Below are 21,702 nucleotides of genomic sequence, written 5' to 3'. Positions count from 1 at the left end.
GCGCTCAGTCCGCCGCGCATCAGCCGCCCTCGGTTGACGCCGGTCATTTCAAATTCGCACGGGCCCGTCAGATCGACGACGGCCGCGGATTTGAACATGAGCTGGGCTTTGCCGGAGACGAGTTTGATCGGGCCGGCGAGGTCGGAACCGAGGGCGTGATCGGTGTCGGCGAATTGTGCGTCGGGAGAAACGTCTGAGAGCATGGCGTACGTGACGGGGGCGGCGACGTGGGGCGTGGGGAGTTCGGAGTGGGGAGTTGAAGGCACAAAGACATACAAGAGCGCGGCGGCGATCAGGAGAAGCGCGGCGAAGGCGACGCCTGCCTTGAAGCTGATCCCTGATCCCTGACCCCTGATCCCCTTTTTGTACCAGACGCTTCGCGGCGAGGCGCCGCTCAGCGTCGGCGCGGCGGCGGGCGCGGTGCGGCGGTCGATGAGGTACAGGTCGCGCAGGCGGGCGTGGAAGAGGGAGCGTTGGGCGAGTTGGCGGGCGAGGGCGGGGTCGGCGACGAGGTCGGCTTCGAGCTGCCGCACGACTTCGTCGTCCAGCACGCCATCGAGATAAGCGTCGATGAGTTCGAGGCGGTTAGCCATGCGTCACACCGCCTTCGGCGGACATCTGCCGTCGGACGCATTCGGCGAGTTTCTGGCGGATGCGATGCAGGGCATTGCTCACGGCGTGCGGCGTCGTGTTTGACGACGCGGCGATGTCCTGCACGGGCACTTCATCGCGATAGCGCTTTTCAAGAAGCTGACGCTGATTGGCGGGGAGGGAGCCGGTGCAGTGTTCGAGCGCGAGCTGCATGGCTTCCTTGTGATGGTCAATGCCTTCGTAGGCGGCGGCGAGGGCGATCAGGGCGGGCTCGCCGAAGACATGACGATCGCGGCGGCGGGAGCGGAAGTGATTGAGAATGCGATTGCGGGCGATGCCCAGCACCCATGCATCGAACGGCCGACTCGTGTCGTAGGTATCGAGATGCTCAAGGGCCGATTGGGCCACATCGTGAACGAGGTCTTCGGTGTCGGTCGCATCGCGCGTCGCCGCAAGGATATACGCCGAGACGGCCGGCAGGGCGGTCGTCCAGCAGCGGGTGAAGAGCTTCATTTTCGGGTCGGAAAGGGACATGACGCGCCTCGATGCGTGGCCTCTACCTATGTATAAACCGGTGCGGGGGAAATCTCCCGGCGATGGCGCGAAGATTTTTCCATGAAAAAAGCCCACGACTTTCGCCGTGGGCTTTTGCGATTGAGGAATCGGAATGCGTCTTACTTGATGAAGAGCATTTCCTGATAGGTCGGCAGGGGCCAGAGGTCGTCGGCGACCATCGACTCCAGCTCGTCGGCGGCGGAGCGGACCTTGAGCATGGCGGGCAGGATCGAGTCGCAGAAATACTTGGCTTCGGCGACGAGGCCCTTGTGGCCATGATGACCCATCGCGGCTTCGAGAGCGGCGATCGAGTCCTGAAGATCCTTGACCAGCGCGGTCAACTTGTCGAGCGTATCCGTGTCGAACTCGTAGCCGACGGCCTTGAGGTTCGCACAGGTGACGGCCAGCTCGCTCTGATAACGCACGGCGGCGGGGAAGATCTTGGTCTTGGCGATCTGCACGGTGAGCTGCGCTTCGATGTTGACGGCCTTGACGTACTGCTCGAAGTAGATGTCCTGTCTGGACTCCAGCTCGCGCTTGGACAGGACGTTGAACTTCTTGAAGATCTTGACGACTTCCGAATCGGTGATCGCCGGGAGGGCGTCGATGGTGGTGCGGAAGTTGGGCAAGCCGCGCTTCTCGGCTTCCTTGTGCCACGCTTCGGAGTAGCCGTCGCCGTTGAAGAGCACGCGGCCGTGGTCCTTGATGCTCGACGCCACGTGCTCCTGCACGGCGGCGTTGAGCTTCTTGGGGTCGCCCTTGGTGGCGTTCTCCAGTTCGGTCGCCACGTAGTCGAGGGAGTCGGAGACGATCGTGTTGAGGGCCACGAGCGGACCGGCGATCGACTGGTTGGAGCCGACGGCTCGGAACTCGAACTTGTTGCCCGTGAACGCGAAGGGCGAGGTGCGGTTGCGGTCGCCGGCGTGCTTGGGCAGGGGGGGCAGGGTGTCGACGCCGATGTTCATGATCCCGGCCTTCTTGGCGCTCTTGACGCCGCCCTTGGCGATCTGCTCGAAGATGTCCAGAAGCTGATCACCGAGGAAGATCGAGATGATGGCGGGGGGAGCTTCGTTGGCGCCGAGGCGATGGTCATTGCCGGCATGGGCCACGACGGCGCGGAGCAGCGGCGCGAACTTGTCGACGGCGCGGATGACGGCGGCGCAGAACACGAGGAACTGGGCGTTCTCGTGCGGCGTATCGCCGGGCTCGAGGAGGTTGCCCTGCGTGGAGTTGCCCAGCGACCAGTTGACGTGTTTGCCCGACCCATTGACGCCGGCGAAGGGCTTTTCGTGCAGGAGGCATTCCATGCCGTACTTCTGCGCGACGCGCTTGAGGGTCGTCATGATCGTCTGCTGATGATCGGTGGCGACGTTGGCGTCTTCATAGAGAGGGGCGATTTCGTACTGGCTCGGGGCCACTTCGTTGTGGCGCGTTTTGACGGGGACGCCCAGCTTGAAGAGCTCGCGCTCGGTGTCGAGCATGCAGGCCAGGACGCGCTCGGGGATGGCGCCGAAGTACTGGTCTTCGAGTTCCTGACCCTTCGGGGGCTTCTTGCCGAAGAGGGTCCGCCCGGCGTTGACGAGGTCGGGGCGGGCGAAGAAGAAGTTGCGGTCGATGAGGAAGTATTCCTGCTCGGGGCCGGCCGTCGCCACGACGCGGGCGATGCTCGCATGTCCGAACAGCTTGAGGATGCGGCGGGCCTGCACGTCGAGCGCGTGCATCGAGCGCAGGACGGGCGTCTTCTTATCGAGGGCTTCGCCGGTCCAGGAGACGAAGGCCGTCGGGATGCACAGCGTCGTGCCGTTGGGGTTCTCGAGGATGTAGGCGGGGCTGGTCACGTCCCACGCGGTGTAGCCGCGGGCTTCGAAGGTCGCGCGGAGGCCGCCGGAGGGGAAGGACGAAGCGTCGGGTTCGCCCTGAATGAGCTGCGAGCCGGTGAACTCGGCGATGGCGCTGCCGTCGGAGGTCGGCGAGAGGAAGGAGTCATGCTTCTCAGCGGTCAGGCCGGTCAGGGGGAAGAAGACGTGCGCATAGTGCGTCGCGCCCTTCTCGATGGCCCAGTCGCGCATCGCCGAGGCGACGACGTCGGCGACGGACTCGTCGAGCTTGTCGCCGTTGTCGATGGTCTTCATGAGCTTCTTGAACACGGCCTTGGGGAGCTGGTCGCGCATGACCGCCGTGTTGAACACGTTGCAGCCGAAGAGATCCTTCGACGGCGTCTCGCTGAAGTTCAGCGGTTCGCTGATCGGTTTGTAGTTGGTGACGGCGGAAATGGCCGAGGTGCGTGCTGTGCTGCCGCTCATGAGACGTATGCTCCAATCGCAATGAGTGAAAGTGAAACCTTGCGCGCTTCGTAGGCGCAGCAATACAGACCGAACAAGCCAGCAAGTATGATGCCATCATGTCAAGCCGTTGACCAGTGGGCCCTTTGATGTGGAAAACCTCGCGGCAATGCCCAATTCCGTAACTCAGTGCGAACGCACCGTGTGAAAATCATGCCCATAAAGCGCGCAATCGGCGATTCTACGCTGTTTTGCTGCGCGCAATTAAGGCAGGAACGTGCGGGTACGCGGGGCGGGCGACGTTGTGAGTAACTCGTGTACAATCACGACGATGTCTTACGTGATCGATCAGCCGTTTCACCTTGCCAGCGACTTCAAGCCCGCCGGCGATCAGCCCCAGGCGATCGGCCAGCTCGCCGAGGGCGTCCGCCGCGGCGACAAGGCGCAGACCCTGCTGGGCGTCACCGGATCGGGCAAGACGTTCACGATGGCCAACGTCATCGCGACCGTCAACAAGCCCGCCCTCGTCATCTCGCACAACAAGACGCTCGCCGCACAGCTCTACGAAGAGTTCAAGGAACTGTTCCCCAACAATGCGGTGTCGTACTTCGTGAGCTACTACGACTACTACCAGCCCGAAGCGTACATCCCGCAGCGCGACATTTACATCGAGAAAGACGCCGCGCGGAACGATGACCTCGATCGCCTGCGCCTTTCCGCAACCACCTCGCTGGTCTCGCGACATGATGTCATCATCGTCGCCTCCGTCTCGTGCATCTTCGGCCTGGGCTCGCCCGAAGAATACAAACGCCGCGTCCTGCGACTCGATGTCGGACAGACCCTCGACCGACAGGACCTGCTTCGCACGCTCAACGACATGCAGTACAACCGCAACGACACGGACTTCAAACGCGCCACCTATCGCGTGCGCGGCGACGTCGTCGAGGTACACCCCGCTTACGAAGAATACGCCTACCGCATCGAACTCTTCGGCGACCAGATCGACGCCCTCCAGCTTGTCAATCCGCTCACCGGCGAACTGCTCGCTTCCGAGAGCAAGCTGTTCATCTACCCGGCCGTGCACTATGTCATGCCCGAAGAGCAGGTCGCCATCGCGATGGACTCGATCCGCACCGAACTTGACGCGCAGGTGATGCACCTCCGCTCGCAGGGCAAGCTGCTTGAAGCGCAGCGGCTGATGGCGCGCACGAAATATGACCTGGAGATGATGCAGGAAGTGGGCTACTGCTCGGGCATCGAAAACTACTCGCGGCATCTGGACGGGCGCGCCCCCGGAAGCCGGCCCTACACGCTGCTCGACTACTTCCCGGCCAACGACTGGCTTCTGTTCATCGACGAATCGCACGCCACGATTCCGCAGATTCGCGCCATGTACAACGGCGATCAGAACCGCAAACGCATTCTCGTCGACCACGGATTCCGTTTGCCCTCGGCGATGGACAATCGCCCGCTGAAATTCGATGAATTTGAGCGGATGACGCCGCAGACAATCTTCGTGTCGGCGACGCCCGGGCCTTACGAGCTGGAGCATTCCGCCGGGGTGATCGTCGAGCAGGTCATCCGTCCGACCGGCCTCGTCGACCCGCCGATCCAAGTCCGCCCGGCGCAGGGGCAGGTCCCCGATCTGATCGCGACCGCCAAGACGCTTACGCACAAGGGCCAGCGCGTGCTCGTCAACACGCTCACCAAGCGCCTCGCCGAGGACCTGTCCGCGTATCTGACCGAGCAGGGCATGCGCTGCCGCTACCTGCACAGCGAGATCGAGACGATGGATCGCGTGGAGATTCTGCGCGATCTGCGCCTGGGTGAGTACGATGTGCTCGTCGGCGTCAATCTGCTGCGCGAAGGCCTCGACCTGCCGGAGGTCGCGCTGGTGGCGATCATGGACGCGGACAAGACGGGATTCTTGCGTTCGCCGACGTCGCTGATTCAGCAGATGGGCCGCGCCGCCCGCAATGTCGACGCCACCGTGATTCTCTACGCCGATCAGATCACCGAGGCGATGAGCAAGGCGATGAACGAATGCGAGCGGCGTCGCGAGAAGCAGCTTGCGTACAACGCCGAGCACGGCATCACGCCGCAGACGATCCGCAAGGCGATTCGTCAGGGATTGGACATGGAGCTGCGCGCCCACAAGACGGCCCGCGAAGCGATCCACGCCGACGAGCCGGAGTACGAGCGCACCGAGCTGATCGCCATGCTCGAAGCCGAGATGCTCGAAGCCGCCGAGGCGCTCCAGTTCGAGAAGGCCGCCGCGCTGCGCGACCGGATCAAGCACATTCAGGAAACCCCCGACCAGGGCCCGATCAGCAAAGGCGACATCGAACCCGCCCATCCCAAAGCCGGCACCCCCGGCACGCGCGTCATCAAAAAGACGAAGAAGAATCGGGCGAAAAAGGGATGATGAACCTGAACGGGCGGCTTACTCCCTCTCCCGCCGGGAGAGGGCTGGGGTGAGGGTGGCCACGAAGTATGGCGCGCTTCGTTGCGGATGATGTCAGTGTTTGGGCGCACCCTCACCCGGCCCTGCGGGCCGACCACTCCCAGAGGGAGAGGTGAGAAAAACCCCATCAATCAAACCACCCGCGGAGTTTTTCGAGGGTCACGTCATCGAGGGATGTCACGACGCGGTCGGCGGCGCGGAGGCGGTCGGCGGGGTAGCTGTGGGTGACGGCGAGCGTGCGGAGGCCGGCGCCGCGGGCGGATTCGAGTCCGGCGGGGGTGTCTTCGATGGCCAGGCACTTCGCCGGGTCGATGCCCAGTCGCCGGGCGGCCAGCGCGTAGCTTTCGGGGTCGGGTTTGGAGCGGGCGACGTCATCGGCGGTGACCATCGCGCGGAAAAGGTCCGGGATTTCGCCTTCGCCCAGTGCCGGGAGAATGGCGTCGATGTCGGAACGGAGGGCGCCGCTGCAGATGGCGATGGGCATGGCGGCGGCGGCGGCGCGGATCAGTTCCAGCACGCCGGGGAAGGGCGTCACGCCCTCGGCGACGATCGTGTCGAAGGCGTGCGCCTTGTCGCGCCGGAGGGAAAGCGACGCGGCGTCGTCGAGCGTCTGGTCATGATCCTCGAACATGGCGCGCAGGCCGTCGCGGTCGTCGAAGCCGATGTACTTTTCGAGATAGGCGTCGTAGTCGAATTGAATCCCGCGCGGTTCCAGGACGCGCAGGAACGCCCGGTAGTGCAGCGGTTCGGTGTCGACAATCACGCCGTCGAAATCAAAGACAATCGCTTCGAGCATGCGGGGAGTGTATGCGAATCGGCGGAGCGTGGGTAGGCACAACTCCCTCTCCCTCCGGGAGAGGGCCGGGGTGAGGGGGGCCACGAAGTAGGGCGCGCTACGTTGCGGATGCGGTCTGTGTGTGGGCGCACCCTCACCCGGCCCTGCGGGCCGACCTCTCCCGGAGGGAGAGGTTAATCAGAGGCCGAGCCGGCGAATATCCGATATAAGGTTGCATATGGACGGGTTGATTCTTTTCGATGACGGTGAGCGGCTCGGTCCGCTGTGTGATCTGCGGGCGAGTTTCGAGCTGCGCACCGGGGCGCTGACCACGAGCGAGCGGCTCGTCGAGCAGATCGGTACGCATGCGGCGGCATTGATCGCGCCGCCGGGCATGACGCAGTTGCTGGCGGCGCGCCACGGCCTGCCGGTCAACCGCCTGCCCGACGGCGCGTCGTTCATGCTTATCAATGGTCGGTTGACGCGGCTGACGTTCGAGCTGCCGGCGCGGATGAACACGCTCGTGACGGACCGCGATGACATCGTGCTGGCGGCGCGCGTCGATCGCCGGACGGCCGAGGCGTTTCTGGCCGAAGGCGCGGCGGCGCTCGATGAGTTGGAGAGCGCGATCGTGGAGGATGCGCCGCTGATTCGCCGGCCGTGGGAGATACTCACGTATGCGGACATGAATCTGGAGCACGATCTGACGACGCTGGCCAAGCGACTTCGGCGGCTCGACGGGGAGCCGTCGCCGCGCGTGACGGTGGTGGGGGGGAACCCGGTGCTGATCGGGCGGAACACGACGGTGCATCCGCATGTCGTGTTCGACACGAGCGCCGGGCCGGTCTGCATCGACGACGGCGCGGAGATCCGGTCCATGAGCGTGCTCGTCGGGCCCGGGTACATCGGTCCCGGCTCCGCCATCGCCAATCACGCCCACATCCGCGGCCACACCATCATCGGCCCCCAGTGCAAAGTCGGCGGCGAAGTCAATCACTCCGTCTTTCAGGGCTACGCCAACAAGGCCCACAGCGGATACCTGGGCAACAGCTACCTCGGCGAATGGGTCAACTTCGGCGCCGACACGGTGACGAGCAATCTCAAAAACACCTACGGTCCGGTCCGCATGCAGATCGACCCCGCCCCCGGAAGTCAAGCGCTCGACACAGGTCTCACCCACCTCGGCTCCATCATCGGCGACCACGTCAAAACCGCCATCGGCACCCGCCTCCTGACCGGCTCATGCATCCACACCGGCGCAATGCTCGCCACCGCCAAGTTCCCGCCTAAGTGTGTTCAGCGATTCGCTTTCATCACTGACGACGGCGAAGAGAACTACCAGCTCGATAAATTCTGCGAAGTCGCTCAGACAGTGATGTCGCGCCGGAATGTGAAGTTCACGGAAGCGATGCGGGGCCGCATCATGCAGTTGCATGATGAGAAATGAATGACCAATGACCAAGCACCAATAACCAATGGAGGAACGGCCTGCGGCCTCCTACATTGAGACATTCGTCATTACCTTGGTCATTGGGATTTTGTCATTGGTCATTTCGAGCGAAGCTCGCTTACGAGCCGGATTCGGCGCCTTCGAGGAGTGATTTGAGTTCGCCGTTCTGGTGCATTTCGGTGACGATGTCGCAGCCGCCGATGAATTGGCCTTCGACGTAGAGTTGGGGGATGGTGGGCCAGTTGGCGAATTCCTTGATGCCCTGGCGGATGTTCATGTCTTCGAGGACGTTGCAGGCGCCGAACTGGGCGCCGTGGTGTTTGAGGATGGCGACGACCTGGCCGCTGAATCCGCATTGGGGGAAGGTCGGCGTGCCCTTCATGAAGAGCATGACGCGGTTGTCCTTGATGTAGGATTCGATTTTCTGTTTGGTGGCGTCATCCATTTTTGGATTCCTCGCGGGTAAGCTGTGCGTAAAGGTGCTGGTTTTGCCGCCATTTTTCGGGGGTGAAGGTCTTGAGGGCCAGGGCGTGGACGCGTTCGGAGTCGAAGTCGTCCTTGAGGGCGGCCATGACGGTCTGATGCTGTCGCACGAGGGGCTGGCCTTCGAAGGCGGCGCTGATGACGAGGGCCTGAAAGTGGACGCCATCGGGGCTGACGACGTGGACGGTCGCATCGGGGAGGGATTGGCGAATGAGATCGGCGATCATTTCGTTCATGACGAAACAATCATAGGGGGGTCGAAGCGGGGGGCAAGCAGCGGGCAAGCCCGCTCGCAAAACGGGGGGCGGGGTCAACCCGTCGTTCAGTCGAATTCGATGAGCACCTTCAGCGCGCCGGGCTGGGCGGCGGCGGCGAGGGCTTTTTCAGCTTCGTCGAACTTGTAACGGCGCGTGATGAGACTCAGGACGTCGATCTGATCGGCGGCGAGCATGGACAGGGCATCGGGGAAAGGCCCGCAGCGCGAGCCGAGCAGTTGAATCTCGTTGATGACGATCGGCGAGAGATCGACGTTCTTCTGATCGGCGACGGTGGTCTTGAGCACGATCTTGCCGCGGGGGCGGACCATCTTCATGGCGGTTTCGAGCCCCGTCGCCGAGCCGGTGCAATCGACGACGACATCCTGATCGGCGCGGAGGGCCAGGTCGTCGAGCGGGCGATGCTTGATGCCCCACTTTTCACAGAGGGCGAGTTTTTCGGGATGCTTGCCGATGAGGCGGACGGAGGCGTTGAGCTTGCTCATGACTTGCGCGGTGAGGAGGCCGAGGCGGCCGTCGCCGAGGACGGTGATGAACGGTCGGGACTCGACGCAGAGGAGCTGCATCACATTACACGCGGCGGCGAGCGGCTCGGTGAACACCGCGCGATCGTCATCGAGCCGATCGGGCACGGGCAAGAGATTCACGGCCGGCAGACTGAACCGCTCGGCGAAACATCCGTCGCGTCCGGCGATGCCCAGCACGGTGCGGTTGCGGCAATGGTTGCTCAGCCCGCCCTTGCACATGTCGCACGTACCGCAGACGCAGTTGATGGAGCCGACGACGCGCTTGCCGACGAGGGCTTTGGCCTTGTCGTTGCAAGAAGGATGCACGCTTTCGACGATGCCGACGAACTCGTGTCCGAGCACGCCGGTGAATCCCATGTAGCCCCGGCAGATTTCCAGATCCGTCGAGCAGACGCCGACCTTGAGCGGACGGATGATCGCCTCGCCGGTCGTCGGCGTCGGGTCCGGGTGCTTGGGCTGGAGCTTGGCGTGTTGACCGTCGAAAACCAATGCGCGCACGAACCATCCTCCGTGTGTGACTCGCGGGTGGAACTGTTATCGGTTATTTGGCGACCGTGCTTTGACCAGCCGCGGGATCGGCGGCGGAAGCGGCGGGGGCGGCGGGGGGGCCGACCAAGGGATCATTCGCCTGCTCGATGCCCGTCGGCTGCGTCGGCACGACGACCTTGCGCGACTTCCAGAACTTGATCTTGTCCCAGATCGTCGGCGGGCGCACGAACTGCGGGTAGTAATACGCCTCCTGCCCGGCGAACAGATGCTTGTCCTGATGCTGCGACCATGAAAGCCACTGTGCGCCGTCTTCGCCGTAGTCCTGACCGGTGAGTACTTCCAGCGAATGCACGACTTCGGTCACGACCGTAAAGTCCTCATCCTGAAGCGCGCCGATGAGGGCGGCGAAAACGCGCGGCTCGGGGTACTGACCCAGCGCGTTAGCCGCCGCCGTGCGAACGTCCGGGTCGTCGTCTTCATGAAGCGTCGTCAGCAGGGGGTCGACGGCGTCGGGGCTGTGCAGGCGTTGCAGCGCCTTGGCGGCTTCCCATCGCACGAAGCTCGTCTTGTCCTTGAGGTAGGGCAGAATGGCGGGCACATCGCTGATCTGTCCATGCTTGCCCAGCGCCCGCAGGCACGCCGCCCGCACCGTCGGGTCCGGGTCGTCCACGAGAAGCCGGTACGTCTTGAGGTAGGGGGCCTCGCCGCCGAAGGGGGCGTTGGAAAGCAGGTTCACGCTGCGCCGCCGCTTGTCGGGGTCGGTGACGTTGAACGCATCGCGCGCGACGTCGGCGGGCTTGGGCGGCATCAAGCCGGCGAAAATGCCTTCGTCCTTCGAAGCCGACTTGGAGCAGCCGACCGGCAGGGCGGCGGCGAGCATGATGAAGATGTAACCAATCAGGATGCGTTGACGCATCGGTGTCTCCTGTCGTCGTGAGGCCGATTGTAATCACCCGACGCCGCCAATGCACGAACGGCGGCCGCGAATTCTACGGCTTGTCCGTTCCGGCGGGGGACCCCGACGCCTCGGGTGTCTGGGATGGGGCGGACGGCTTGGCCTCCTGCTTCGTCCGCACGGCTTCGAGAGCCGGCAGCAATCCGTTGGTGAAAAGCTGATGCAGCATCGGCGACTTGCTCATCGTCTCGATGACCGAGTCGGCCGTGCCGTTGCCGCTGACGGGCACTTCGGATTCGAAGAGCTTGCCGTCGGTCGAATAGGTCCCGCGGTATTCATGCATCACGCCGTTGGCGTCGGCCGTGCGGCGGACGGTCTGCGTCATGGATCGGCCGTCCTTGTCGACCCACACCTGCACGCTCCGCTCGATCTTGTCGTCGCCGACCTGACGCTTGGATGAGTACGGCAGCATGCTGTCAAAATCGAACGCACCGGCGGGGGGCGGATCGAGCGGCTCGTACGCCCGGTCCGGGGCGTTGACGCTTTTCTTAACCAGCTCGCTGATCTGCTGCACCGATTCGGGACTGGCGTTGCGCTCCAGCCACGCCGCCTTCTCCTCGATGGTGACCTTCTTCTGCACATCGCTCATCGCCGACGCATTGGCCACGCCCGCCTCGATCGCGCTGCCGAGTTGCTTCTGTTCAATCTGTCCGTTGCCGTGCGCGTCTTCGCTCGCCGCCGACAGGTCGAGCATGTCCGTGCGCGGTCCGACCGCCTTTGGCTCCGGCATGATGAACCGCTGCCAGATCAGCCAGCTCGCCATGGTCGTATGCACCATGACCGCCAGCACGATCGGCCAGAACCACGGCGACTTGCGGAATCGACCTTTGCCCATCGACGGGATATCCTCTAAACCTATGAGCATGATAGTGTACCTCAACGGCCAATGGCTACCCAAAGACCAGGCCACCGTCAGCGTCGAAGACCGCGGGTTCATGTACGCCGACGGCGTCTACGAAGTCGTGCGCTTCTATAACCAGCAGCCCATCGCCATCGGCGAGCACATGCAGCGCATGAACGCCAGCATGCGCGAAATCCGCATCGCCTACCCCGCCGGCGAAATGCCGCTGGACCAGGTCAGCCGCGAGCTGCTCAAGCGCAACAACCTCGCCGACGCCTCCGTCTACTGGCAGGTCACGCGCGGCGCCGCCCCCCGAAAACACAAGTTCCCCAACCCGCCCGTCCGCCCGACCGTCCTGGCCATCGCCTATCCGCAACATGCCTACAGCGCGGACGCCCCTGTGACCCCGCTCAAGGCGATCACACGCCCCGAAACCCGATGGGCGCTCTGCTCCATCAAGGCGATCTCGCTCCTCGCCAATGTCCTCGACACGCAGGCCGCCGTCGATGACGGTTGCGATGAAGCCATCCTGATCCGATCCGACGGCATCGTCACCGAGGCCTCCGCCCGCGGCGTCATCATCACCGAAGGCCGTCACCTTCTGACCCATCCCCTCGACGGACGCATCCTCGACTCCATCACCCGCCGCATCGTCCTGGACCTCGCCCGCGACGCCGGCTACACCGTCAGCGAAGAATACTTCCACGCCGACCGCATGCGCCGCGCCGATGAAATCATCGCCGTCGGCACCACCAGCGAAGTCGCCTCCGTCATCGAACTCGACCATGTCCCCGTCCGCTCCGGCAAACCCGGCCCCATCGCCATCGACCTCTTCGACCGCTTCAAGAAATTCGTCGCCCAAACCTGCGGAATTAAAAAGTAAGTGTGCGACTCCCCGCCGGCTGCTCGTTCAGATACGCGTGCACCATCGCCGCATAACTTTCGCGGATCATGGGCTCGTCGCTGAGTCCGAGCTTCTCGCGCACGCTCATCACCGTCGCCTCGTCCGGACCTTCGATCTCGATGAACGATCCGATCCTCGGTAGTTCGTCCAGTTCGATCGAACAGCCCTCGAGCCGCCAGCTCTGACGCCGCTTGTCGAAGCGCACCGTTTCGACGAAACCCAGCGCCGTCAGCAGGGCGACCGACGCCTCCGCGTCCTCCGCGCGAAGCTCCGTCTCGACGCGCTGCTTGAGGGGGCCGGGCAGCCGGGGGCCTTTGTGCGTGATGATCACACGCGACGGCCCCGAGCCGTCCGTGGGCGTCTCCCGACGCACGCGCAGCCCGCAATCCGTCTTGCGAAGGGCCGCGCCGGGCGTGTCCATGAAGATGTTGCACTCAAGTCGCTCCTCCGCCAGCGTCCCGCCCGCTTGTCGAATCCGCCCGATCATGCCCAGCCGATCGGTGAGCCGCATCTTCGCTTCGATTTCCATGCCCATGTCCGCGTGACTCCGTAACAATGATGCAACTGTTGGCATCCATCCTTGCGGACGAGTATCATGCCTGCGTCCACATTTGCAACCCCTGGTAGATCCAACGTCCCGGGATCGCAAAACGACAGAATCGGGCCCAACCCCGCAAAAACCGTGTTGTGCCCTGCTGGCCAATTTAACATAACAGTGATGCGGGGTGAACATCCGTAACGGCATACCGGATGTTGAGTCGATGTGACTTGGCTGCACTAATCGTAACGGCATTTGTCCGCCGAATCAACCCATCCTCTTTGCGGTTGGCGTCGTCGTCGCTGGTTGCTTTTGGACCAGCGATTTTGCCAGCGGCGGGTTCGCCCGCGTGGCGGGCGGTCGAACGCACCGCGTTCACCGCATAGCCACGCGAGAGTCTTGAAGACGATATCGATGAGGGCGAGGGCAAACCGCATTGCCTGATGTTACCACCCATCCTCGCTGCTGGCGTTCGGCGGGGATGACAAGGGCGTGTCACCACGGAGGAGAATGAGAAGCCCGCCGGCGAGGCGTTCAGGCCCGCGATCCTCGCGGCGGTAGCGCCGCCCGGAGGGCGGAACGGAGCTTGAAGCCGTAGCATCCTCCTCCGCACCCGATTCACCGATTCCTCCTCCGGGATGATGAGGTGAATCGGCGTCCCCCCTGATGGCTCAACTGATCGGTTGGGTGCTTCACCTAGCGAAGCGGTGTACCCAACCGATCAGTTGAGCGGACCCACTCACTCATGCTTGAGTGGGTCCGGTGCTGGTCTGCGTAGCTCGGCACAGCAGATTGGGGCTGGCCCCAAAAGCACCCGCGTCGCTCTGGCGACGCACGAGTGCTCGGCACTCGATCAGGGGGGACCACCGTGCGGAGGAGGAGGCGGACAACGCGATGAGCATGGTCCGCGTTGAGGATTACCCCGCCGCGAAGTGCCGTTGAAGCGAGCGGCAGGCGACACAGTCGCGGAGGCGGGGCTTGGCCACGCCGGAGCGAAGCACAGGCGGGCCTGTTACGCGGCAGATGCCGTGAGTCGCTCGCGGCAGGAGCCCACGTGATGCCGCGAGTCGCTCGCGGCAGCAGCCCACGTGAACCGCCTCCCCGATCAGTCGTCGTGAAGCCGCCGCATTATTTGTGCCTGCGTGGCTTTCCTCCTGCGTTCCCCTGCGATTGCCTCACGCACCTCAGTTACTAGCGTGCGGACCCGCCAGAGGGTCAGCCCCAAGCTTTCCGCCGTAGACCGGAGAGTCTCCCGACCCACGATGTGCTGCCTTGCAACTTCCCACTGTTCCGCTGTCAGTTTACTTGCACACCTCACGAGTGCATGGGCGTCCGGGCTTTTGAGTCTCCGCACGATGCCACGGATCATCATTTGAACTCGGCGGACTTTCGGGCACGACGGGCACAGGAGGACCGCGAGGTCCGTCGCTGTTAGGCCGTTGTACGCCACCGCAGCTAGGTATCGATACTGCACCTCCGGGAGCAAAAGACGCCCCCGCTGGATAACGTCCTCAACCTCACGTCGCAATTCGATGCTTGACCTGTTCATTTGTGCCTTCCGTGTGCGCATGAGGCCGTCGCATTGCCTCGTTGGTGTGAATTGTGCCCGCTCCTGCGACCTGAAGCGGATCTGTGCCGCGGCGTGATCGCCCCCTTGCATTCCTGTGCTCTGCGATCCATCCTGTCGCCCCCTCGAACAGACGCGGCTCCGGCGGCGTGTCTGGCGGACGGTCCGGTGGCGGTCGCAGCCTTGACCACGGAAGCTCCCACGGTGACAACGGCCGCATCGCCTCCGCGTCTGAGAACGTTCGGACTGCCCGGTCCCACACACGAGCCGCTGCAGCCTCGATCAAACCACGAGTCATGCTCGCCCTATGCCGCGAAGTGACCCGCTTCATTGCTTCTGCCGGTTCCATCACAACAAAGTCACGAGCGAGACGCTCTACGTGCTTCGGTACAGCCCCGCCGGTGAACCATTGCCACCGTCCATCGAGTCTCACCATCCATCCCCGACCGCACTCCGCGAGCTTCCATAGCAGCGGCTTGCCACGACGATCCGGCCTCGACCGCAACGCATCGGTCGGCGGATGCTCCCGCTCGAACACGTCCGGCACGCTGCCATCCGCACCACTGATCGCACGTTCTTCCGCAGTCGTCGACGTGATGCGACCGACCAGCCTACTCGCGGCGATCCGCCTGACCGGTCGTGTCATCGCAAGCACCCACGGCGGGGCGGCGGACGCCTTCGTGAGGTACGACGACAGATACCACGCTCCTGACGCGGCGTTCACTTTCTGCACATCGATGTTGCCGATGCCCCATAGCCCCCACCAGAGCCGGCGAATTTCCGCGTATTCGACGTACCCCACGTCGGCGAGGACGTGCCAGTGTGGCCATCCTTCACCCGTTTTGGTCTGAAACTCAAGCACCCACACCCATCGCTTGATGCCCAGTCGCCGCATCAGCCTTGGCACGAGGGCGTTCAACGCGACCTGCTCCCACACGGTACGCGGTGACGCCCAGCGCTTACGATCTACCGTCAGGGTGATCAGCCGCGTGTTCTGCCACCGGTCCGCGACTTCACGAATCCGACGACGCACCACCCACGCCTTCGGGCGGCAGCAGTGCGTACACCACCACGATCCGCACCTATGGCGGCGGGCGATGGTCGGCCTGACCTCCGTGTCAGCTTGGGCGAGTTTCATCAAGACTACTCGCCCCGGCGGTTCACAACTTCCCGTCGTTCACGCTGCCGCCGGCGGTAGGCCCGCTGTCGATGAGCCGGGCAGCAATAGCGCCGATTCGACCGGACCTGACGCAGCACGCCCCCGTCGTAGTGTTTGATCGTCCGACCGCACTCGATACACTGTGTCAACGGCATGGCTCAGCCCTCATGCCGTTGTGCCCCCCGATTTAACATAACAGTGATTATCGGACTTTGAATCTTGGTGACAAATCCCTCCAATCAGCCACCCGAAGCCGGCGACGCGTTGATCGTCGCGCCGCTGTGCAGCATCTTTCGGCGGTTCCTCAAAAAACGCGGCCTCAAGTTCACATCCGAACGGGCGATGATTCTTGACGCCGTCCTCGCCAAGGATGGGCTCTTTGAAGCCGAGCAGCTCATGTTCGAGATGCATGCCGCCGGGCATCATGTCTCCAAGGCCACGATCTACCGCACGATCAAGCACCTCGTTGAAGCTGGGATCATTCAGGAGGTGCTCCTCGATTCGAAGCTGGCCCATTACCAGTTGATCTATGGGCGCAAGCCGACCGATCACCTGGTCAACATGGACACCGACGAAGTCATTGAGTTTCACAGCCCCGAGCTCGAGGCGCTGCGGGACCAGATTTGTCGCGAACACGGACTCGAGCCCGCTGGTCACCGGCTGATCATCTACGGCGTCAAACCCGCCGGTTCGTGATCAAACGTCCAACTCGTCGTCCTCGGCTTTGAGCGGACGGCTGACCATGTAGGCCCCGCTGAACCACTTGTTCAAATCCGCCATTTTGCACCGCTCGCCGCAGAACGGATACGTCGCCGCGGCGATTGTCACGGGCGTTTTGCACGTCGGACACGGCGTCGTTTGGCAAAGCGGCTCGACCGCGGCGCGAACGTCATCGAATCGGTCCGCCCAGGCGCCGGAGCCGCTGATCGAAATCGTCCGTGTGGTTTCGCCGGTATGTTCGATTTCGATGCGCAGGTGATCCACCGGCAACTGTTGCTCGATACGATCGGCCCATTCGACGAGCGTCACCGCCGTATCGAAAAGCTCTGGCGACCAGCCGATGGATTCAAGGTCCGATAAAGTGTCCATGCGGTATGCGTCGATGTGCACCAGCGCCCGGTTCGGGTCGTCGGTTTCGTGTTCGACCATGAGCACGAACGTCGGGCTCGCCACCGCCCGGGCGTTCATGCCGAGCCCGTCAGCGAACCCGCGCACGAACTGCGTCTTGCCCGCGCCCAGTTCACCCACCAATGCGATCACATCGCCCGCCCGCACGATCCGCGCCATGGCGCTGCCGAGCGCGATCGTTTTCGCCGGGGCGTCGGAGGTGAATGCAATCGTCGATGTCTTGCTCATCGTCACGTGTGATGTTCCCATCCCGCCTGCGTCAGCGGTCGTCGTTCACCGTTGATTTCCGTCAGCCAGATGCGGCCCTCGTGCGGGGCGTCCGCTGCGCTGATGATATGACCGACGATGCTCAGAGGCACGCCGGCGATTTCATGGGGCAGGGCGCGGGCGGCTTGTTCGCTGAGCGTGAAGCACAATTCGTAGTCCTCACCATCGAACAGCGCCGCCGCGAGGGCGTCGCCCCCCTGCTTTCGCGTCGGGATTTTCGCCGCATCGATCACGGCCGCGACGTTCGATTGTTCGCAGATACGGGCCAGGTCGCTGGCCAGTCCGTCGGAAAGATCGATCATGCTGCTCGGCCGCGTCGCCGCATCGCCGGCGAGCCGCCGCGCCAGCTCAATGCGCGGCTCAAATTCCAGATGCGCCCGGGCGCCGTCGCGCCATGATCCGCCGAGCTTTCCGCTGACGCAGACGGCATCGCCGACGTTCGCCCCGCTTCGCAGGATCGGATCGATGCCCGCCGGTTCGGCGAAGATGGTCACGCTCAAGGTCAGCGCCCCATCGTGCATCGCGATGTCGCCCCCAACGAGCGGGCAGTCGTACCCCTCGGCGGTCTGACGCATGGCGTCGAACAACTTCGTTGCATTCGCTTCGCCGAACCCGCGCGGCAGCGCCGCCGCCACGACCGCGCCGAGCGGCTTGGCGGCCATGGCGGCGACGTCGGACAGATTGCGCGTGACCGCCTTGCGGCCGACCAATTCGAGCGGCGTGTCGGCAAGTTTTACATGCACGCCGTCGATGACCTGATCGACGGTGACGAGCACGGTCTCGCCGCCGAGGCGGATCGCGCCCATGTCATCACCGGGCGGGATGACGACCTGCCGCGGCAGCCGCTTGTTGGCGGCGTAGACGTGCTTGAGCAGATCCAGTTCGCGCATGGGTCCATTGTACGCCATGCGCGAACCGAATCAGGCGACGGCCATCGCCGGGGCGGGCTGGTGCGTGCGTGCGGTCAGGTGCGTGGGCCAGAGCTGCACGTGCAGCCGGCCGTCGGATTCGCGCAGGGGCTGAATCTCGACCTGTGCCTCGACGTGCCAGAGTCCGTCGTGCGTGCCTTTGGGGGCGACGATGTGCAGAGTCGCCCTGCCGCCCCGCCGCAGAAGCGCGGCATGAGCGGTGTCGGCGGGCACATCGGTCACGAAAGAGCCCCGTTCGCCGGGACGATAGGTGATTTTGGTGACCAAGGGTTCCTGGCCCGTGTGCAGATCGGAAACAAGCCGGCCGGCGCGACGGTCCAGAAGGAACCGGATGGCCTGGCGATTGAGCGTGATGGAGTCGAGCAGTGCGGTCATGGTGGGCCTCCTTTGAGGCGAAAGCATTAAAAAACCCGCGAGTTTTGAAGCTCGCGGGCGTTGATTGATCGGTGATTCAATCGGGTCCTACGAGCGGGTACAGTCCATGCGGCAGACACGGCGCGCCAAGACGGCCATCGCGGTGTCGTGCCAGAGCGTCGAAATTTGCGAGCTACGTTTCATCGTCACTTTCCGATGCATGGTTGAGAGACAAGGTTACGCAGGGTGATGAGAAAAAGTCAAATGGTTGACCGCAAGTAAACCGCTAGCTCATTTGCCAAGCCGCAAGCGGCTTATTTGGCGAGTTTGGCGACGACGCGCCAGACTTGATAGGGGCTGAACTGCAGGCCGGTGCGGGCGTTGAAGGCGTCGACGATGGCGGGGAACTGGTCGGTGAAGGGAAGCTGATCGCGCAGCGAGAGCTTGCCGATCGCGCCGGTGACGAGTTCGATGAGGATGGTCTGCTGCTCATCGGTGACGAGCGGGGCCGCCTGCGCCGTCCGGCCGAGCTTCGGAAGTTTGCCGGCTTTGCGGAGGTTATGCAGCCGATGGAACACGGCCGAGCGGTCGCGCCCCCCCGCCGCCGATTTATAGATGGCTTCGAACTCGTCGGTGTAGGGAAGATCGTCAAGCGTCCGCCCCGCTTGTTCATACGCGGCGATGAGCGCGGCATCATGATCGTCGAGCTTGAGGTCTTCACCGAAGAGCGATTTTTCGGGGGCGGGCGATTCGTCATGACCGCCGAGGCGCTTTTTCCATTCGTCGAGCTGCTGCCGGTAGCCCGACAGGCCGGCGTTGCCGTAGGTCTGATAGCGCTTGACGACGTTCTCGGCGCCGAGCCAGTCGTAGACGATTTTGTCGATTGGTGGAGAGCCCGCCGCAAGCGGCGTCGCTAAACGGTTCATCTGGTCGACGGACAGGTCGGACAGTTGGGTGATGTTGTTTTCGATGCAGTGCCGCACGAGGGAGCCGACGACCTGATGAGCGGTGCGGAACGGGACGCCCTTCGTCACGAGATACTCAGCCAGCGACGTCGCATCCATGAACCCCCGGCTCATGTCCGGCGACTTGAACTTGGCCGACTTGACGATCGCCGTCGCCATCTGAAGGCAGTCGCGCACCGTGTCGTACGCCGCGAAGACGTGGCGCTTGTCTTCCTGCAGGTCGCGGTTGTAACCGATGGTGATGCCCTTGCAGATCGTCAGCAGCGCCACGAGGTGGCCGTACACATTCCCGCACCGCCCGCGGATGAGTTCGAGCATGTCGGGATTGCGCTTCTGCGGCATCATCGACGAGCCGGTCGTGAACGCATCGCCGATGGAGAGCGTGCCGAACTCAGCGGTCATGTAGATGATCCACTGTTCCGCCCAGCGCGAGAGCCACATGCTGGTCATCGACAGGGCATATGCAAAATCGAGGACGTTATCTCTTGATGCTGTGGATTCGATGCTGTTATCCGTTACGAGGTCCATTATTCCGATCCGCATCTGTTTCGCTGCGAACTCCCGGTCAAGCGGCAACGACGAACCGGCAATCGCGCCTGAGCCGAGCGGAGAATAGTCGAAACTCAAATTTTCAAATCGACAGCGGCATCGCTCAAATGCTTCTTTCCAAGCCCCCGCTTCGCCGCCGACAACAATTGGCTGCGCTCGCTGAAGATGTGTATATGAAGGAATGACAATATCACCTTGATCGATAGCCAATCGGATAAATGCGCGAATGAGACGTTCGATGTCCGATCGAATCTGGCATCTTTCGCATTCGATCCATAACTGAATATCCGTCGCCACCTGATCATTGCGGCTCCGCCCGGTGTGCAGTTTTCGGCCGGGGTCGCCGATCTTTTCGATCAGGGCTGCTTCGATGCACATGTGGACGTCTTCGAGTTCGATCCTCCAGCCGGGCCAGCCGGTGACTTGGGCGGCTTCGATTTCGTTTTGGATTTCACCGAGGCCGCGCTCGATGGCGGAAAGTTCGTCGGCGGAGATGAGGCCGACATGCTGGAGCATGCGGGCGTGGGCGATGGAGCCGGCGATGTCGTGCTTGTAGAGACGCGTGTCGTAGGACAGGGACTCGACGAACCGGGCGGCAAGGGCGTCGTGTTCGGACCCGCCGCTCTTGGCGTGTTCCCAGGGTTTTTGCGTGCTGCTCATAAGATTCGCCATCATAGCGGACCGGCCAAAACTCCGCGAGGCGGCGACTGGCTCTTGCCTGCGAAACGATCTAAAATGCCCCGGCGTCAAATGCCCGCCGGCTGATGCATCCGGGGGCCGGGGGATGCTCGAAAGGACTCGACTCATATGAGCGCTGATACGGTTCCCAGTTCCGACAACCTCCGCAAGCGCGTCGAGCATGTCCTTGAGCTCATCCGCCCCGCCGTCCAATCCGACGGCGGCGACATCGAACTGGTCAACATCACCGACGACGGCGTCGTGCAGATCCGCTTCCACGGCGAATGCGTCGGCTGCCCGTCGAGTTCCATGACGCTTCAGCACGGCGTGGAAAAGAACCTCACGGCCCGCGTGCCGGAGGTCAAGTCGGTCGTGGCGGTGAACTGATCTGACCCATGGCCGACGCCCCCAAAGTTCAACTCGCCCGGTACGACAACAGCAACTACGACCCCGGCGCGGGGGCCGTCAAGCGGTCGATCTGGTTTCTGGTCAACGCGCTGTTCATCCATACCAAATTGCATCCATCGAGCGGGCTGCGCGTCGCGCTCCTGCGTCTGTTCGGCGCGAAGATCGGACAAGGCGTTGTCATCAAGCCGGGCGTCAACGTCAAATATCCCTGGCGGCTCGTCATCGGGGATCACGTATGGATCGGCGAAGACGCATGGCTCGATTCGATCGTGACTATCACCGTCGGCTCCAACTGCTGCATCAGCCAGGGCGCGTATCTGTGCACGGGTAATCACGACTGGACCGATCCGGCGTTCGGGCTGCGCCTCGCATCAATCACGCTCGAGGACGGCGTCTGGGTCGGTGCGAAAGCGCTCGTCGGGCCGGGTGTCATCATGCGATCGCACTCGATTGCCGCGGCCGGCTCCGTCATCTCCAAGGACACGCAGGCGTACGGCATCTACCGCGGCAATCCCGCCGAGAAAGTCGGCGAACGAAAAATTCGGCCCGACGCGTAAGGAACTTCGCCG

Annotated in this window: 21 protein-coding genes; 6 read left to right on the top strand and 15 right to left on the bottom strand. The window is 63.3% G+C overall.

The annotated features are described in order from the left end of the window. The 3 genes from GC162_12020 to GC162_12010 form a co-directional block, all read right to left on the bottom strand. On the bottom strand, nucleotides 1–593 hold a 593-nt coding region (locus tag GC162_12020), incomplete at its 3' end, for a hypothetical protein (protein ID MBI1369365.1). Continuing rightward, nucleotides 586–1,125 carry a sigma-70 family RNA polymerase sigma factor gene (locus GC162_12015; protein MBI1369364.1) on the bottom strand — a complete coding sequence of 180 codons (540 nt, stop codon included), beginning with the start codon at nucleotides 1,123–1,125 and terminating at the stop codon, nucleotides 586–588. The genes GC162_12015 and GC162_12020, both read right to left, overlap by 8 nt. A 140-nt stretch (nucleotides 1,126–1,265) precedes the next feature. Further along, nucleotides 1,266–3,449 (bottom strand): glutamine synthetase type III, encoded by a 2,184-nt coding sequence (locus GC162_12010; protein MBI1369363.1) that lies wholly within the window; start codon nucleotides 3,447–3,449, stop codon nucleotides 1,266–1,268. Between the two features lie 310 nt (nucleotides 3,450–3,759). Here GC162_12010 and uvrB point away from each other — a divergent pair, with 310 nt between their 5' ends. After that, entirely contained in the window at nucleotides 3,760–5,853 is a 2,094-nt protein-coding gene (uvrB, locus tag GC162_12005; protein ID MBI1369362.1) for an excinuclease ABC subunit UvrB, read from the top strand. Between the two features lie 166 nt (nucleotides 5,854–6,019). Here the strand turns inward: uvrB and GC162_12000 are convergent, their stop codons facing one another. Further along, on the bottom strand, nucleotides 6,020–6,688 hold the full coding sequence (locus GC162_12000; GenBank protein MBI1369361.1) for an HAD-IA family hydrolase: 669 nt from the start codon (nucleotides 6,686–6,688) through the stop codon (nucleotides 6,020–6,022). Between the two features lie 217 nt (nucleotides 6,689–6,905). On the opposite strand from GC162_12000, the gene GC162_11995 reads away from it, so the two are divergent. Next, nucleotides 6,906–8,114 (top strand): hypothetical protein, encoded by a 1,209-nt coding sequence (locus GC162_11995; GenBank protein MBI1369360.1) that lies wholly within the window; start codon nucleotides 6,906–6,908, stop codon nucleotides 8,112–8,114. Nucleotides 8,115–8,235: 121 nt separating this feature from the next. Here GC162_11995 and grxD read toward each other — a convergent pair whose 3' ends face one another. From grxD to GC162_11970, 5 genes are all read right to left on the bottom strand, one after another. Then, a complete protein-coding gene (gene grxD, locus GC162_11990; GenBank protein MBI1369359.1) occupies nucleotides 8,236–8,562 on the bottom strand; it encodes a Grx4 family monothiol glutaredoxin in 327 nt (108 codons plus the stop codon). Continuing rightward, the gene (locus GC162_11985) at nucleotides 8,555–8,836 is read right to left on the bottom strand and encodes a BolA/IbaG family iron-sulfur metabolism protein (protein MBI1369358.1); all 282 of its coding nucleotides are present in this window, start codon (nucleotides 8,834–8,836) and stop codon (nucleotides 8,555–8,557) included. The genes grxD and GC162_11985 overlap by 8 nt, the downstream gene beginning before the upstream one ends. A gap of 86 nt (nucleotides 8,837–8,922) precedes the next feature. Then, nucleotides 8,923–9,900, bottom strand: a complete 978-nt coding sequence (locus GC162_11980) for an alcohol dehydrogenase catalytic domain-containing protein (protein MBI1369357.1) — start codon at nucleotides 9,898–9,900, stop codon at nucleotides 8,923–8,925. A 43-nt stretch (nucleotides 9,901–9,943) separates the two neighbouring features. After that, the gene (locus GC162_11975) at nucleotides 9,944–10,807 is read right to left on the bottom strand and encodes a hypothetical protein (GenBank protein MBI1369356.1); all 864 of its coding nucleotides are present in this window, start codon (nucleotides 10,805–10,807) and stop codon (nucleotides 9,944–9,946) included. Between the two features lie 73 nt (nucleotides 10,808–10,880). Next, nucleotides 10,881–11,258 (bottom strand): hypothetical protein, encoded by a 378-nt coding sequence (locus tag GC162_11970; GenBank protein MBI1369355.1) that lies wholly within the window; start codon nucleotides 11,256–11,258, stop codon nucleotides 10,881–10,883. Between GC162_11970 and GC162_11965 the strand changes: the two genes are divergently transcribed. After that, nucleotides 11,257–12,570 (top strand): hypothetical protein, encoded by a 1,314-nt coding sequence (locus GC162_11965; GenBank protein ID MBI1369354.1) that lies wholly within the window; start codon nucleotides 11,257–11,259, stop codon nucleotides 12,568–12,570. The two genes, GC162_11970 and GC162_11965, sit on opposite strands and share 2 nt — an antisense overlap. Here GC162_11965 and cyaB read toward each other — a convergent pair. Together cyaB and GC162_11955 are read right to left on the bottom strand one after the other, a co-directional pair. After that, nucleotides 12,560–13,384, bottom strand: coding sequence for a class IV adenylate cyclase (cyaB, locus tag GC162_11960; protein ID MBI1369353.1), 825 nt, complete (start codon nucleotides 13,382–13,384; stop codon nucleotides 12,560–12,562). The genes GC162_11965 and cyaB overlap by 11 nt on opposite strands. Nucleotides 13,385–14,646: 1,262 nt before the next feature. After that, the gene (locus GC162_11955; GenBank protein ID MBI1369352.1) at nucleotides 14,647–15,729 is read right to left on the bottom strand and encodes a hypothetical protein; all 1,083 of its coding nucleotides are present in this window, start codon (nucleotides 15,727–15,729) and stop codon (nucleotides 14,647–14,649) included. Between the two features lie 348 nt (nucleotides 15,730–16,077). Between GC162_11955 and GC162_11950 the strand changes: the two genes are divergently transcribed. Then, nucleotides 16,078–16,551 (top strand): transcriptional repressor, encoded by a 474-nt coding sequence (locus GC162_11950; protein ID MBI1369351.1) that lies wholly within the window; start codon nucleotides 16,078–16,080, stop codon nucleotides 16,549–16,551. On the opposite strand, the gene tsaE is transcribed toward GC162_11950, so the two are convergent. The 4 genes from tsaE to argH form a co-directional block, all read right to left on the bottom strand. After that, nucleotides 16,552–17,232, bottom strand: coding sequence for a tRNA (adenosine(37)-N6)-threonylcarbamoyltransferase complex ATPase subunit type 1 TsaE (gene tsaE / locus GC162_11945; GenBank protein ID MBI1369350.1), 681 nt, complete (start codon nucleotides 17,230–17,232; stop codon nucleotides 16,552–16,554). Next, entirely contained in the window at nucleotides 17,214–18,158 is a 945-nt protein-coding gene (thiL, locus tag GC162_11940; protein ID MBI1369349.1) for a thiamine-phosphate kinase, read from the bottom strand. Before thiL ends, tsaE begins: the two co-directional genes overlap by 19 nt. Before the next feature lie 12 nt (nucleotides 18,159–18,170). Further along, nucleotides 18,171–18,554 carry a hypothetical protein gene (locus tag GC162_11935; protein MBI1369348.1) on the bottom strand — a complete coding sequence of 128 codons (384 nt, stop codon included), beginning with the start codon at nucleotides 18,552–18,554 and terminating at the stop codon, nucleotides 18,171–18,173. A 293-nt stretch (nucleotides 18,555–18,847) separates the two neighbouring features. After that, nucleotides 18,848–20,908, bottom strand: coding sequence for an argininosuccinate lyase (gene argH, locus GC162_11930; GenBank protein ID MBI1369347.1), 2,061 nt, complete (start codon nucleotides 20,906–20,908; stop codon nucleotides 18,848–18,850). Here argH and GC162_11925 point away from each other — a divergent pair. Further along, nucleotides 20,855–21,112 carry a NifU family protein gene (locus tag GC162_11925; GenBank protein ID MBI1369346.1) on the top strand — a complete coding sequence of 86 codons (258 nt, stop codon included), beginning with the start codon at nucleotides 20,855–20,857 and terminating at the stop codon, nucleotides 21,110–21,112. The genes argH and GC162_11925 overlap by 54 nt on opposite strands. Nucleotides 21,113–21,120: 8 nt before the next feature. Beyond that, nucleotides 21,121–21,690, top strand: coding sequence for a colanic acid biosynthesis acetyltransferase WcaF (wcaF, locus tag GC162_11920; protein ID MBI1369345.1), 570 nt, complete (start codon nucleotides 21,121–21,123; stop codon nucleotides 21,688–21,690). Nucleotides 21,691–21,702: the final 12 nt, after the last annotated feature.

The organism is Planctomycetota bacterium (assembly GCA_016125255.1).
Classification (GTDB): domain Bacteria; phylum Planctomycetota; class Phycisphaerae; order Phycisphaerales; family Zrk34; genus RI-421.
Note: the sequence above shows the minus strand (reverse complement) of the source record. Positions and strands in the feature narration are given on the sequence as shown.

What these genes read in the sequence shown, in the direction of transcription:
- GC162_12015 (MBI1369364.1), bottom strand. Translation starts at nt 1,125, where the DNA reads ATGTCCCTTTCCGACCCGAAAATGAAGCTCTTCACCCGCTGCTGGACG.
- GC162_12010 (MBI1369363.1), bottom strand. Translation starts at nt 3,449, where the DNA reads ATGAGCGGCAGCACAGCACGCACCTCGGCCATTTCCGCCGTCACCAAC.
- uvrB (MBI1369362.1), top strand. Translation starts at nt 3,760, where the DNA reads ATGTCTTACGTGATCGATCAGCCGTTTCACCTTGCCAGCGACTTCAAG.
- GC162_12000 (MBI1369361.1), bottom strand. Translation starts at nt 6,688, where the DNA reads ATGCTCGAAGCGATTGTCTTTGATTTCGACGGCGTGATTGTCGACACC.
- GC162_11995 (MBI1369360.1), top strand. Translation starts at nt 6,906, where the DNA reads ATGGACGGGTTGATTCTTTTCGATGACGGTGAGCGGCTCGGTCCGCTG.
- grxD (MBI1369359.1), bottom strand. Translation starts at nt 8,562, where the DNA reads ATGGATGACGCCACCAAACAGAAAATCGAATCCTACATCAAGGACAAC.
- GC162_11985 (MBI1369358.1), bottom strand. Translation starts at nt 8,836, where the DNA reads ATGAACGAAATGATCGCCGATCTCATTCGCCAATCCCTCCCCGATGCG.
- GC162_11975 (MBI1369356.1), bottom strand. Translation starts at nt 10,807, where the DNA reads ATGCGTCAACGCATCCTGATTGGTTACATCTTCATCATGCTCGCCGCC.
- GC162_11965 (MBI1369354.1), top strand. Translation starts at nt 11,257, where the DNA reads ATGCTGTCAAAATCGAACGCACCGGCGGGGGGCGGATCGAGCGGCTCG.
- GC162_11970 (MBI1369355.1), bottom strand. Translation starts at nt 11,258, where the DNA reads ATGCTGCCGTACTCATCCAAGCGTCAGGTCGGCGACGACAAGATCGAG.
- cyaB (MBI1369353.1), bottom strand. Translation starts at nt 13,384, where the DNA reads ATGCCGTTACGATTAGTGCAGCCAAGTCACATCGACTCAACATCCGGT.
- tsaE (MBI1369350.1), bottom strand. Translation starts at nt 17,232, where the DNA reads ATGGGAACATCACACGTGACGATGAGCAAGACATCGACGATTGCATTC.
- thiL (MBI1369349.1), bottom strand. Translation starts at nt 18,158, where the DNA reads ATGGCGTACAATGGACCCATGCGCGAACTGGATCTGCTCAAGCACGTC.
- GC162_11935 (MBI1369348.1), bottom strand. Translation starts at nt 18,554, where the DNA reads ATGACCGCACTGCTCGACTCCATCACGCTCAATCGCCAGGCCATCCGG.
- GC162_11925 (MBI1369346.1), top strand. Translation starts at nt 20,855, where the DNA reads ATGAGCGCTGATACGGTTCCCAGTTCCGACAACCTCCGCAAGCGCGTC.
- argH (MBI1369347.1), bottom strand. Translation starts at nt 20,908, where the DNA reads ATGCTCGACGCGCTTGCGGAGGTTGTCGGAACTGGGAACCGTATCAGC.
- wcaF (MBI1369345.1), top strand. Translation starts at nt 21,121, where the DNA reads ATGGCCGACGCCCCCAAAGTTCAACTCGCCCGGTACGACAACAGCAAC.